We start from the raw sequence: 12,046 nt of genomic DNA on the forward strand, positions 1-12,046 counted from the left end.
ATCTGGGGAGCGGGTCAATGCGTAAATGGGGTGTAGGTCTTTCATTACTGCTGCTGGCATCAGGTGCCATGGCAAAAGATATCCAATTGCTGAATGTGTCATATGATCCGACACGTGAATTTTATCAAGATTATAACCAAGCGTTTAGCAAATATTGGCAAGAGAAAACCGGTGATAAGGTGACGGTGCGCCAATCACATGGCGGTTCTGGTAAGCAGGCGACCTCGGTTATTAATGGTATTGAGGCTGATGTCGTGACCCTGGCTCTGGCTTACGACGTAGATGCTATTGCTGAACGTGGTCGTATTGATAAAGACTGGATCAAGCGCCTGCCTGATAACTCCGCGCCTTACACTTCAACTATCGTCTTCCTGGTGCGTAAAGGGAATCCAAAACAGATTCATGATTGGTCAGATTTAGTGAAGCCGGGCATCTCGGTCATTACGCCGAATCCGAAAACCTCCGGCGGTGCGCGCTGGAACTACTTGGCTGCATGGGGTTATGCGTTAGAGCACAACAATAATGATCAGGCCAAGGCGCAAGAATTTGTCAAACAGCTGTATAAAAATGTGGAAGTTCTGGATTCTGGTGCGCGTGGGGCGACTAATACCTTCGTCGAGCGTGGGATTGGCGATGTATTGATTGCCTGGGAAAATGAAGCTCTGCTGGCGGTGAATGAAGTGGGCAAAGACCAGTTTGATATCATCACGCCGAGCGTTTCTATTTTGGCTGAGCCGACAGTCTCGGTGGTGGATAAAGTGGTTGATAAGCGCGGTACCCGTGAAGTGGCCGATGCTTACTTAAAATACCTGTATTCACCGGAAGGCCAGACTATTGCCGCTAAGAATTACTATCGTCCGCGTGATCCGGCTGTCGCCGCTAAGTTTGCTAATGAGTTCCCGAAACTGCAGTTGTTTACCATTGATGACGTCTTCGGTGGCTGGACTAAAGCCCAACAGGTGCATTTTGCGACTGGCGGCGTATTTGACGAAATCAGTAAGCGATAAAGTCTGTAAACAATGAAATAAGAAAAAATAACATAATGATTTGATAGCAGTAGTTGACTCAGCGCCTGTAAGTTAATGCTTACGGGCGCTTTGTTTTATTAGCCATTTTAACCCTCTGATTATTTTTATAATTCTTCTCTTTCTTACAGATAAAAACCGCCTAATTCGCCAGCGCGTGTCAAATGCGTTATTGAATCGTGGCGGAATAATAAAACTTAGTGAGTCAGGGGAAAAGATTATGAATATTAGTAGCATTTCTGGTACGGATTCAGGGGGCGGGCAAGTTTCGGGGGATTCACACACTCCGCCATTAAGATCTTTATCGCGCAGTGGTAGTTTTGAATCACTGCATAGTAACGCGTCAATTATATATGAAAATGATGAATGGGATATCGGTTCAGCAGGTATTACTGAGAGCTATACACCACCTAAAATAATAAACAGGCAAGTTGAAGACGCTTTAAGACCGAAAAGTTATCCTGTTGATAAAAATGGAGAATCACCCCTAAGTCTGGAAAATTACTTATCAGACTATTTATTAGATAAAGTGAATTGTGATGGTAAAGCACCTTTATGGCTACGGCCATTGGCCGCTTTGCTGGCGTTATTTGGTATCCATGGTTTTGGTCAAACTAACTGTGCTTCTTGTGCTACAGCGGTTATCGATACATTAGAGCAAAATAAGCTACATCTAGCATTGCCATATCTAAGGGGGGCTGATGTTAAAGGAAATATGGACCGGCTTATTTATGAAAAAAAATCGGTTACTCAGTTGGTGACTCAGCTACATAGCTATCAGCGTGATGAAGCCTTATATGGTGTTCTTGTGATTAAACGTCCAGCTTTATGGAGCATATTGCCATGGGTGACAGAAGGTCACGCCTGTAATGTGATTAAATTTGAAGGCAGTAATTTTATCCATTTTCTCGATACTCAGAAGAAGACATATATAAAATACGATCTCAGTCTTTATAAGGAGGAAGAGATTGCAGATTGTGAAGAACAAATAAGGCTGTCTAGTCAGATACGCCAGAAAGCTCAGATAAGTAAATTCTTTGGTTCGGTAGGAACGGATGGAATCGATTTATATGAGAAAATTTTTAAACAGCCAGATAATAAAAAAGCCGGAGCATCATCTGCCCCAGCTTAATCAGTTGCTTAGAACCTGAATTAGGCTTTTTTAGCTTTTGCAGCGGCTTTCACGATAACGGCGAATGCGTCCGCTTTCAGTGATGCACCGCCAACCAGCGCACCATCGATGTCTGGCTGGGTGAACAGTTCTGCTGCATTTTTATCATTCACGGAACCGCCGTACTGGATGATAACTTGTGCTGCAACCGCGGCATCAAGCTTGGCAATATGGTCACGGATAAATTTGTGAACCGCTTGAGCCTGTGCTGGAGTGGCTGACTTGCCGGTGCCGATAGCCCAGATTGGCTCATAAGCGATAACCGCGCCTTCGAATGCTTTCACACCCAAGGTATTCAGCACTGCGTCCAGTTGTTTAGCGCAGACTGCTTCAGTTTGACCCGCTTCGTTTTCTGCTTCAGTTTCACCAATGCACAATACGGGGATCAGGCCGATTTCTTTCAGTACGCCAAATTTCTTCGCAATGAATTCATCACTTTCGTTGTGATAAGTGCGGCGCTCAGAGTGACCGATAATGATGTATTGAGCACCAACATCTTTCAGCATTTCAGCAGAAGTTTCGCCGGTGAATGCGCCAGACAGATTCACATCAACGTTTTGTGCGCCCAGCGCGATGCGGCTACCTGACAGTTCATGCTTAGCTTGATTCAGATAGATAGCAGGTGGGGCAATAGCAACGCCACAGCCGTCAACAGTGCTCAATTCTTTACGCAGGCCAGCGATAAGCTCGTTAACCATGTGAGTGCTACCGTTCAGCTTCCAGTTACCCATAACTAATGGATGACGCATGTTTCTTCCTCCAACAAGGGGACGCGAGGGTCAATAATAATGACTGCCCGACAGGCAGTTTACCTGTCCAACAGTATAGAGATGATTAGCGGCAATGGCTTTGCTTTTCGTCATTAATTGCGGCGAGATTATGCTTCAGATAGTGAAAGCTTAATCGGTTCAACAGCGAAAGTAAGCCCTTTTTCGCCATTATCTGCCACAACATAGCGAATTGCTCCGACAGGATGGACGAAGAAAGGTGAGCCTTTGCCTTGCGTCAGCAATTGTTGCACGTTGCTGACACTTTGTTCGAGTGTGAGTGTGGGTTCAAACTGGCGCATCAGGGCCGCCATATAATTTACCGCGATCAGCCGGGCCGCTTTCTCTTCGCTCCCTTTGATTGGCAAATAGGTAATTTGTAAGGTTTTAATTTTACCCGTGCCTTTTTCCAATGCGGTTGAAGCATAGAGATTTTCGTTAATTTTACTGGCAGCACGGGTCAGCGGCGGCACATCATCTTTTACGATGATGGCGTGAAACTCACTGATAGGCAGCGTCGGGTTGGCGTGATTATAACTTTCACGGAATTTAACCAGCGTTAAATCAAAGGTTGGCGCGCCGGAAAGCAGATAGGGAGCTGTTGGCTGAGTGTCTTCAGCCGGCCGTTCATCGCCAGCTTCGGGAGCGGCATGAGCGCGGCTAACTGTTGCTATTAGCAGCAGTATTGTCAGCATTGCGATTATTTCTTTTCTCATGACTTATGCCGTTGTTTGCAGTTTGTGTAGGGGATTAAAGCGGTAATTGGGGGTGATTGTCAAAATTCACTGCAAAGAGTATAGGTTAGTTACAGCGTTGAGTTACTCTATTGTCCATACCAACTTCACATTATATCAGTTAAATGGATCAGGTTATTGATGACAATACAGCAATGGTGTTTCTCGCTAAAAGGCCGTATCGGGCGGCGTGATTTTTGGATTTGGATTGGGCTGTGGTTACTGGCAATGCTGGTTATCTTTACGTTGGCCGGGCAGAATTGGCTTTCCACTCAGACCGCTGCTTTTGCTGTTGTTTTTCTACTGTGGCCCACAGCCACGGTGATCGTCAAGCGGCTACATGACCGCAATAAAGCCGGTTGGTGGGCGCTATTGGTGGTGTTGGCCTGGATGCTAATGGCGGGTAACTGGCAGATGCTAGCGCCCATCTGGCAATGGGGGGTTGGGCGGTTTGTTCCCACGCTAATTATTGTCATGATGTTTATTGATTGTGGTGCATTTCTCGGTACCGAGGGTGACAATCGTTTTGGCCCAGAAGCGGTACCGGTGAAGTTTCTGGCTGAAAAAACACCGCAGTAAATAGGGTTTTATAAGGTAAAAAAGGGCCATATGGCCCTTTACCCATACGGTTTATTACCAATACTGCTCGCTGGTCATATGCCCCGGTTTACGACGCAAATGTTTACGCATTTCCCGCTGTTCTTTCAACAATTGCTGGGTATCTCGCACCATTTGCGGGTTACCGCACAGCATGACATGGCTGTCTTGCGCATCAATTTTTAAGCCGACAGCGGCTTCCAGCGCACCATTTTCAATCAGTACCGGAACCCTGCCCGTCAATGACCCCGGTGACTCTTCGCGGCTGACAACTGTCTGAATCCGCAGTTTGCCGTTATAACGTTGCTCAAGCTGCTGCATCAATGGCAGGTAGCTGAGGTCGCGGGCAAAGCGTGCAGCATGAACCAGCACCAGATTTTTAAAGCGCTCTAAATCGCGACCTTCCTGCAAAATAGAGAGATACGGGCCAATCGCGGTGCCCGTTGCCAGCATCCATAGCGTGTCGCAATCCGGAATTTCTTCCAGCACAAAGAAGCCCGCCGCTTGCTTGGTCACCATCACTTCGCCACCCACCGGCAGTTGGTCAAGTCGCGGGCTGAGTTTCCCCTCTGGCACGGTGACCAGATAGAACTCCAGATTATCGTCACTTGGCGCATTGACGTAGGAATAGGCCCGCTGTACCCGCTCGCCGTTGATATCTAATGCCAGCTTGGCAAATTGACCGGCGGTAAAGGGATCAATTGGCGCATTGACCCGAATGCTGAACAACGAGTCAGTCCAGTGTTCAATGTGAGTAATTTTGCCACTAACCCATGCAGCCATAATTCTGATTCCCTTTATTCAAATACTTATCGAAAGTAGTACCTAAAGCGCTGGCGGTATTTTAGGGGATATTAGTAGAAAATATTATCGATTAAATGTTATCTCCTTGCGCCATGAGTGCCACTGTATTCTTTGGCGGCCGGAAACAAATATATGGACAGTTAACTTTACGCCAATGGTGTTTTTATCTGCCAGTCGCCCCTTTAGCAATATGTCGTGCTGGCTCGCTAAAAAATCTGAATTTGTTAGCTTATGCGCTAAGTGAGTTGTGTCACAAAAATAGTGGGGTGCTCGCAAAAAATGGCTTTTTACGGCCAGATGGGTGCGGCACAAGGTCCGGCTAACAATTTGTTCATAGTTAAGATAATGAGAAAAATAGAGAATTTCCACCTGCTGGTGATGTTGATTCTGTTGGTAGCTGTCGGTCAGATGGCGCAAACCATTTACGTCCCTGTTATTGCGGATATCGCCCGCGACTTTTCAGTGCGTACTGGTACGGTGCAGCGCGTCATGGCGGCCTATCTGTTGACTTATGGCTTCTCGCAACTGATTTATGGCCCACTGTCTGACCGGGTTGGACGTCGGCCGGTCATTCTGGTGGGCATGATGATATTTATGCTGGGCGCATTGGGGGCTTGGCTGGCAAATAGTTTGTCTATGCTGGTCGCGGCCAGTGCTTTGCAGGGCATGGGGACAGGGGTTGCGGGAGTGATGGCGCGAACCATGCCGCGAGATTTATATGCCGGCACGGCGCTGCGCTACGCCAACAGTATGTTGAACATGGGGATTTTGGTCAGCCCGCTCTTGGCCCCGATTATTGGTGGAGTGCTGGCGAGTCTGTTTGGCTGGCGCGCAAGCTACGCATTTCTGCTTTTTTTATGTGGCGGAGTGGCATTTTGCATGTTTCGCTGGTTACCGGAAACTCGGCCACAACAAACTGAAAAACGACGGATGCTGGCCAGTTTCCGCTTATTGTTCTCTGACCGCGCTTTTAGCTGTTATCTGGTGATGTTGATTGGTGCATTAGCGGGTATTGCGGTATTTGAAGCCAGTGCGGGCGTGTTGATGGGGGGCGTGCTGGGGCTAAGTGGGATGACGGTCAGTATTTTATTTATTCTACCTATTCCGGCAGCGTTTTTTGGTGCGTGGTATGCCGGTCGCGACAGTAAAACTTTCCATAACCTGATGTGGCACTCGGTGATCAGCTGTCTGCTGGCGGGTTTGATGATGTGGATACCCGGTTGGTTTGGCATTATGAATATTTGGACGCTGATTATACCGGCAGCGCTATTCTTCTTTGGGGCTGGGATGCTGTTTCCGCTGGCCACCACCGGGGCAATGGAGCCTTTCCCTTATCTGGCGGGTGCTGCGGGGGCTTTGATTGGTGGGTTGCAGAATGTCGGGTCAGGTCTGGCGACTTGGTTGTCAGCCATGCTGCCACAAACAGGGCAATTCAGCTTGGGGCTGTTGATGTTTGCCATGGCGGTGTTGATTTTGTTGTGCTGGTGGCCTTTATCTCACCGGATGCAGCCGCAAGAACACCGTGTGTAGTCGGTTGAAAATACTGAACTAAAATGGGCGCGACGTGAATGTTGCGCCCATTGTTGTTTATCGCGAATATTATTATCGTTAATGCTCTTCGTGAGCCGAATTACAGCAAGAATTCATGCAATGTTGGGTCTTTGCGGTCAAGGAAATGAGTCGAGCGGATACGGCGAATCGTGCGGGATTTACCGCGAATCAGCAGTGTCTCGGTGGTCGCCATGTTTCCTTTGCGATAAATACCTTCCAGCAGGTCACCTTTGGTAATCCCAGTGGCAGAGAAAATCACATTGTCATTGCGGGCCATATCCCCCAGTAACAGCACTTTACCGGCTTCGATGCCCATTGACTTGCAGCGCACCAGCTCTTGTTCGCCAATGCGGCGGTTGTCTTCATTATCGCCTTTGACTTGATGGCGCGCTAATAAACGGCCTTGCATATCGCCGTCCAATGCACGGATTACCGCAGCAGAAATCACCCCTTCAGGTGCGCCGCCGATGCAATACATCACATCCACTTCACTTTCTGGCATGCAGGTTAAAATAGAGGCCGCGACATCGCCATCGGGAATAGCAAACACTTTGACCCCAAGTTGCTGCATTTCGGCGATGATGCCGTCATGACGCGGTTTGGCTAGCGTGATAACAGTTAAGTCAGTCAGTGGTTTATTCAACTTGATGGCAACATTGCGCAAGTTGAGTTCCAGCGGCAGGTTCAGGTCGATTGCTCCTTTAGCGCCAGGGCCAACCACCAGTTTTTCCATATACATATCGGGCGCATGTAAAAATGTGCCTTTATCTCCCACCGCCAGCACGGCCAGTGCATTGGCCTGGCCCATGGCAGTCATACGGGTACCTTCAATAGGGTCAACGGCAATATCAACGGCATCGCCTTGGCCAGTACCGACGTGCTCACCAATAAACAGCATTGGGGCTTCATCGATTTCACCTTCGCCGATAACAATTTGCCCATCAATATTGACCTGATTGAGCATAATACGCATGGCTTGAACAGCAGCGCCGTCGGCAGCATTTTTATCGCCCCGACCCAGCCACTTATAGCCTGCCAGCGCAGCTGCTTCGGTGACACGGGAAAACTCGATGGCTAATTCACGTTTCATGGTTAGACCTGTATCCCCGTAATACTTCAAGCTGCATGTGCGTTGGCTACACTCATCACCTCAGTCACTTACTTAATGTAAGCTCTTGGAGCGTCTCTTGCTTGCCGCCTTCCTGCAACTCGAATTATTTAGGGTAATAGAAGAAGAATGTAAGCAGGAATTCTATCATCTTTGTGATGTGAAGCCGTAGGGTGTCTTTGGGGGGATGATATTTTTCACAATAAAAAACGCGCCATCGGGGGATGATGGCGCATTATAGAGAGCTTAAAACAGGCCATATTTTACCGGCGGGCCGTTATTCTTCGTGATCTTCCCAAGCTTGAGCACGGGCCACTGCTTTCTTCCAGCCTTTATAGCGGAAATCGCGCTCGGTGGTTTCGATTCCTGGACGGAATTCGCGCTCAATGGTGGCTTTACTCTTAACTTCATCCAAATCATTCCAGAAGCCCGTCGCCAGACCCGCGAGGAATGCGGCACCCAGTGCTGTGCTTTCACGCACTGCCGGGCGCTCAACACGTGTGCCCAGAATGTCGGCTTGGAATTGCATCAGGAAGTTGTTTGCGACTGCACCGCCATCAACACGCAGTGACTTCAGGCGTTCACCAGAATCAGCTTGCATCGCATCCAGTACATCGCGAGTTTGATAAGCAATGGACTCGAGGGTTGCGCGGATGATGTGGTTGCTGTTAACACCACGGGTCAGGCCGAAGATCGCACCACGGGCATACGGGTCCCAATAAGGAGCACCTAACCCAGTGAAAGCAGGCACCACATATACACCGTTGCTGTCTTTCACTTTGGTGGCGAAATACTCGGAGTCGGTGGCATCGCTGATCAGTTTCAGCTCATCACGCAGCCATTGGATGGATGCGCCGCCAATAAATACCGCGCCTTCCAGCGCATAGTTAACTTCGCCGCGTGGGCCGCAGGCAATTGTGGTCAGTAGTCCATGATTGGATTGAACGGCTTCTGTGCCGGTGTTCATCAGCAGGAAGCAGCCTGTTCCGTAAGTATTTTTTGCCATGCCCGGTTGTACACAAAGCTGGCCGAACAGTGCGGCTTGTTGGTCACCGGCGATACCGGCGATAGGAATACGCGTCCCGCCTTTACCACCAATGTTGGTCTGGCCGTAAATTTCTGAGGATGGGCGAACTTCTGGCAGCATGGCGCGCGGGATATTCAGCGCTTTCAGCATGCGTTCGTCCCACTCTTTGGTGCGAATATTAAACATCATAGTGCGTGATGCGTTGGTGTAATCCGTTACGTGTACACGGCCCTGTGTCATGTTCCACACCAGCCAAGTGTCTACGGTACCAAACAGCAATTCGCCGCGCTCAGCGCGGTCACGAGCGCCTTCTACGTTATCAAGGATCCATTTCACTTTGGTGCCGGAGAAGTAAGGGTCAACCACCAGCCCAGTGTTGTGGCGGATGTACTCTTCCAGACCTTCTTTTTTCAGTTTCTCGCAGATTTCAGCGGTACGGCGGCATTGCCAAACAATGGCGTTATACACCGGCTTACCGGTCGCTTTGTCCCAAACAATGGTGGTTTCACGTTGGTTGGTAATACCGATACCGGCAATTTCGTCAGAACTGATGCCGGCTTTGGCCAGCACTTCGACCAATGTGGAGCTTTGCGTGGCCCAGATTTCCATTGGGTCATGCTCAACCCAACCCGCTTTCGGGTAGATTTGGGTAAATTCACGCTGAGAAACACTCACGATATTAGCATCGTGGTCTAACACCACTGCTCTGGAACTGGTGGTTCCTTGATCAAGCGCGACAATGTATTTCTTTTGAGTAGTATTTTCAGTTGTCATAGTTAGCCTACTTTTTAAGTGACAGTATCTAATATTTACGCTTTGCGTTCTGTGGTCGTAACCGTGGTTTCTTCATCTTCAATGGCACACACGTCGCATGGCAAATGGCGACCAATCAGAGCACGATAACCGAATGCACCCACTAATGCGCCGACGATTGGCCCTAAGATAGGGACTAAGAAGTAAGGAATATCACGCCCGCCAGTGAAGGCGATTTCGCCCCAACCTGCAAAATAAGCAAATAGTTTTGGACCAAAGTCACGTGCCGGGTTTAATGCGAACCCAGTCAGTGGCCCCATTGAGCCGCCGATAACGGCAATCAAAATACCAATCAGCAGCGGTGCCAGTGGGCCGCGTGGAATACCGTTACCATCGTCAGTCAATGCCAGGATAAGACACATCAAAATAGCGGTAATGACCATTTCAACCAAGAAAGCTTGGAAAACAGAAATATGTGGATTTGGATAAGTAGAGAAAATACCAGCCAGATTCAGACTTTCAACACTGCCGCGTGCTATTTGATGAGTCTGTTCAAAATCGATGAATAGGTTGTAGTAGAGGCCGAACACTAAGGCCGCAGCACAAAATGCACCGGCAATCTGTGCCAAAATGTAGGGAATAACTTTACTGCGATCAAAGCAGGCAAATAGCCATAAGGCAATAGTCACTGCTGGATTAAGATGAGCACCTGAAATTGCTGCTGTGAGATAAATGGCCATAGCAACGCCCAGGCCCCAAATGATACTAATTTCCCACTGCCCAAAACTGGCACCTGCCAATTTTAATGCAGCGACACAGCCCACACCAAAAAAGATAAGTAGAGCAGTACCGAGAAACTCCGCGATACATTGGCCCTTCAAGGTCGAACTAGCGGTTTGGCTCATAGTAGATGTCCTAGAGACAGAGATTTATAGGGTATTTCTTATTTTTGCCCTCCGGAGTACGGAGGGGGTGATGTAAATTTATCGTTAACGAGCACAAACGAGAAATAGCGAAATCGAAATGTGTGTGGTGTGTCATAAAAATGAGCGATTTCGCGTTATTCGCGGATGTTAAGGGACTTTGAAAGTGTGATCAGACCAGTGCTTTCTTTCCCAGTTGTTAAAGCTGTGTATAACTTAGCAGGATAGGTCGTAGGGATTTTTCGGTTTTTGCTGATGTTTTTTCGGTATTCACTGATAGTTTTTCGGTATTCACTGATAGTTACTGACACGAAATTGCTACAGAGTGTGGTTTGTACCGGTATGGCGCTAGACAGGGGGAGACTGGCTACATACAATCGCTCTACAAGGGCATCGCCTAAGACTATCGTTTTTATCATATTGCGTCACCTGTGTGATGGGACGCCTAAAACATAGCGCTTGTTATAGTTGTTCGATGGATATATAGCGCGATAAGTATTCACAGCAGTTTCATTTGCCGATAGTGACTGCGGTTTACGCGGTAACTGAAGTGAGAAATGATAACTGCGACCAAAAGATGTACGCCTTGCGACTCATAAGGGGACCGAAGAATGTCATTTGAAGTATTTGAGAAATTGGAAGTTAAAGTTCAGCAGGCGATTGATACCATCACTCTGTTACAGATGGAAATTGAAGAGCTGAAAGAGAAGAATAACACCTTGTCCCAAGAAGTTCAGGAAGCGGCAGGTGGCCGTGAAGCGCTAGTGCGCGAAAATGAGCAATTGAAACAAGAACAGCATGTTTGGCAGGATCGTCTGCGTGCTCTGTTGGGAAAGATGGAAGAAGTCTGAGTACCAGTTGGCTTAAAGCATCATCAATATATTGCTGAAAGCCGCTAGTTACGCAGCTTCTTCGAGTACGAAAGGCAACAAGGGCGATATTGATATCGCCCTTTTTAGTTGATAAACCAGAGAGATATTATTCAATATCCAAAGGTTCTTCTGACAAGATTATCCCGGTGTTGTCTGCGTACAAATGGTCACCGGAGAAGAATGTGACACCGCCAAAGTTAACGCGGATATCACTCTCACCAATACCCTCATCTGCGGCACCGACCGGAATAGCGGCCATCGCCTGGATACCAATATCCAATTCGGCTAGTTCATCAACCTGACGGACAGCGCCGTAAACAACAATGCCTTCCCACTCATTTTTCAAAGCCAGATCAGCTAGTTCAGCATTGATTAATGCCCGGCGCACTGAGCCACCGCCATCGACGACTAAAACACGGCCAAGACCATTTTCTTCGAGCAGGTCAAACAACAAGCCGTTATCTTCGAAACATTTTACAGTAGTAATCTTGCCACCAAATGAAGTGCGCCCGCCAAAATTGGAGAACAGAGGTTCTACCACATTGACCTCTTCATGATAGATGTCACAGAGTTCGGAAGTATCATATTTCATAGGATTAACGTCTGGTTGCGGCTGGGATGTTAAGTATATCCCTTTCTGGCCGCTGTTGGCAAAATCATCAATTGTTAAATTTCTCCGGACAGGTTTATCGACTGTTGCCCGGAGAAAGAAAC

Annotated in this window: 12 protein-coding genes; 5 read left to right on the plus strand and 7 right to left on the minus strand. The window is 48.1% G+C overall.

Features of this window, described 5'->3' with window-relative positions:
• Nucleotides 1-17: 17 nt before the first annotated feature.
• Nucleotides 18-1,007, plus strand: coding sequence for a sulfate ABC transporter substrate-binding protein (locus OVO64_RS17030; RefSeq protein WP_038637969.1), 990 nt, complete (start codon nt 18-20; stop codon nt 1,005-1,007).
• A 238-nt stretch (nt 1,008-1,245) separates the two neighbouring features.
• A complete protein-coding gene (locus tag OVO64_RS17035; protein WP_050292155.1) occupies nt 1,246-2,157 on the plus strand; it encodes a toxin glutamine deamidase domain-containing protein in 912 nt (303 codons plus the stop codon).
• Nucleotides 2,158-2,177: 20 nt separating this feature from the next.
• Here OVO64_RS17035 and tpiA read toward each other — a convergent pair whose 3' ends face one another.
• Both tpiA and OVO64_RS17045 read right to left on the minus strand, forming a co-directional pair.
• Entirely contained in the window at nt 2,178-2,945 is a 768-nt protein-coding gene (gene tpiA, locus OVO64_RS17040) for a triose-phosphate isomerase (protein WP_004392229.1), read from the minus strand.
• A 128-nt stretch (nt 2,946-3,073) separates the two neighbouring features.
• Nucleotides 3,074-3,679, minus strand: coding sequence for a DUF1454 family protein (locus tag OVO64_RS17045; protein ID WP_186368367.1), 606 nt, complete (start codon nt 3,677-3,679; stop codon nt 3,074-3,076).
• A 159-nt stretch (nt 3,680-3,838) separates the two neighbouring features.
• Here OVO64_RS17045 and OVO64_RS17050 point away from each other — a divergent pair, with 159 nt between their 5' ends.
• The gene (locus tag OVO64_RS17050; RefSeq protein WP_050292144.1) at nt 3,839-4,276 is read left to right on the plus strand and encodes a DUF805 domain-containing protein; all 438 of its coding nucleotides are present in this window, start codon (nt 3,839-3,841) and stop codon (nt 4,274-4,276) included.
• Nucleotides 4,277-4,330: 54 nt separating this feature from the next.
• Here OVO64_RS17050 and fpr read toward each other — a convergent pair whose 3' ends face one another.
• Nucleotides 4,331-5,077, minus strand: coding sequence for a ferredoxin--NADP(+) reductase (gene fpr, locus OVO64_RS17055; RefSeq protein WP_145509911.1), 747 nt, complete (start codon nt 5,075-5,077; stop codon nt 4,331-4,333).
• A gap of 366 nt (nt 5,078-5,443) precedes the next feature.
• On the opposite strand from fpr, the gene emrD reads away from it, so the two are divergent.
• Complete coding sequence (emrD, locus tag OVO64_RS17060) at nt 5,444-6,628, plus strand: multidrug efflux MFS transporter EmrD (protein WP_050292173.1); 1,185 nt, start codon at nt 5,444-5,446, stop codon at nt 6,626-6,628.
• Nucleotides 6,629-6,728: 100 nt separating this feature from the next.
• Here emrD and glpX read toward each other — a convergent pair whose 3' ends face one another.
• From glpX to OVO64_RS17075, 3 genes are all read right to left on the minus strand, one after another.
• Entirely contained in the window at nt 6,729-7,739 is a 1,011-nt protein-coding gene (gene glpX / locus OVO64_RS17065; protein ID WP_038637982.1) for a class II fructose-bisphosphatase, read from the minus strand.
• 295 nt (nt 7,740-8,034) lie between these two features.
• Nucleotides 8,035-9,558 carry a glycerol kinase GlpK gene (glpK, locus tag OVO64_RS17070; RefSeq protein WP_038637985.1) on the minus strand — a complete coding sequence of 508 codons (1,524 nt, stop codon included), beginning with the start codon at nt 9,556-9,558 and terminating at the stop codon, nt 8,035-8,037.
• Between the two features lie 35 nt (nt 9,559-9,593).
• Complete coding sequence (locus OVO64_RS17075; protein WP_038637988.1) at nt 9,594-10,442, minus strand: MIP/aquaporin family protein; 849 nt, start codon at nt 10,440-10,442, stop codon at nt 9,594-9,596.
• A gap of 629 nt (nt 10,443-11,071) precedes the next feature.
• Here OVO64_RS17075 and zapB point away from each other — a divergent pair.
• Nucleotides 11,072-11,311 (plus strand): septal ring assembly protein ZapB, encoded by a 240-nt coding sequence (zapB, locus tag OVO64_RS17080; protein WP_004392238.1) that lies wholly within the window; start codon nt 11,072-11,074, stop codon nt 11,309-11,311.
• Between the two features lie 127 nt (nt 11,312-11,438).
• Here zapB and rraA read toward each other — a convergent pair whose 3' ends face one another.
• The gene (rraA, locus tag OVO64_RS17085; protein WP_038637991.1) at nt 11,439-11,924 is read right to left on the minus strand and encodes a ribonuclease E activity regulator RraA; all 486 of its coding nucleotides are present in this window, start codon (nt 11,922-11,924) and stop codon (nt 11,439-11,441) included.
• Nucleotides 11,925-12,046: the final 122 nt, after the last annotated feature.

The sequence above is a fragment of the Yersinia sp. Marseille-Q5920 genome (assembly GCF_946902935.1).
Taxonomy (GTDB): domain Bacteria; phylum Pseudomonadota; class Gammaproteobacteria; order Enterobacterales; family Enterobacteriaceae; genus Yersinia; species Yersinia rochesterensis.

Coding starts and splice junctions, on each gene's coding strand:
- OVO64_RS17050 (WP_050292144.1), top strand. CDS start 3,839: ATGACAATACAGCAATGGTGTTTCTCGCTAAAAGGCCGTATCGGGCGG.
- OVO64_RS17075 (WP_038637988.1), bottom strand. CDS start 10,442: ATGAGCCAAACCGCTAGTTCGACCTTGAAGGGCCAATGTATCGCGGAG.
- emrD (WP_050292173.1), top strand. CDS start 5,444: ATGAGAAAAATAGAGAATTTCCACCTGCTGGTGATGTTGATTCTGTTG.
- rraA (WP_038637991.1), bottom strand. CDS start 11,924: ATGAAATATGATACTTCCGAACTCTGTGACATCTATCATGAAGAGGTC.
- tpiA (WP_004392229.1), bottom strand. CDS start 2,945: ATGCGTCATCCATTAGTTATGGGTAACTGGAAGCTGAACGGTAGCACT.
- zapB (WP_004392238.1), top strand. CDS start 11,072: ATGTCATTTGAAGTATTTGAGAAATTGGAAGTTAAAGTTCAGCAGGCG.
- glpX (WP_038637982.1), bottom strand. CDS start 7,739: ATGAAACGTGAATTAGCCATCGAGTTTTCCCGTGTCACCGAAGCAGCT.
- fpr (WP_145509911.1), bottom strand. CDS start 5,077: ATGGCTGCATGGGTTAGTGGCAAAATTACTCACATTGAACACTGGACT.
- glpK (WP_038637985.1), bottom strand. CDS start 9,558: ATGACAACTGAAAATACTACTCAAAAGAAATACATTGTCGCGCTTGAT.
- OVO64_RS17030 (WP_038637969.1), top strand. CDS start 18: ATGCGTAAATGGGGTGTAGGTCTTTCATTACTGCTGCTGGCATCAGGT.
- OVO64_RS17045 (WP_186368367.1), bottom strand. CDS start 3,679: ATGAGAAAAGAAATAATCGCAATGCTGACAATACTGCTGCTAATAGCA.
- OVO64_RS17035 (WP_050292155.1), top strand. CDS start 1,246: ATGAATATTAGTAGCATTTCTGGTACGGATTCAGGGGGCGGGCAAGTT.